Consider the following 241-nt stretch of genomic DNA (forward strand, 5'->3'; position numbering starts at 1 on the left):
CGTAAAAAAGTGTTTTACTCTTCGCGATCCGAATCCCGATCGCCGGCACTTGCTGAGTTACTCGGTAGCTGACCGACCGATAGTCTTTAGGGCCAAAGGTAAAAGTTCCCGTCGCATTTTCACATCCAGCTTGACCAGCCTCGGTTTGTATAACCCATTCATCGTCGCGTCGATATAATGTCGCCCTAATGTCGAACGCTTTGTTTCTGCTTGAAAAGCTCGGCGATTTTTCACCCATAAT

1 protein-coding gene is annotated in these 241 nt (G+C 47.7%); it reads right to left on the bottom strand.

The window, feature by feature from the left end; translation table 11 throughout:
- Positions 1-57: 57 nt before the first annotated feature.
- Positions 58-241: hypothetical protein (locus tag SB752_RS33190; protein ID WP_410719627.1), on the bottom strand; the 184-nt coding region annotated here is incomplete at its 5' end.

Origin of the sequence: Brevibacillus sp. SIMBA_040 (assembly GCF_046535075.1) — a bacterium.
Classification (GTDB): domain Bacteria; phylum Bacillota; class Bacilli; order Brevibacillales; family Brevibacillaceae; genus Brevibacillus.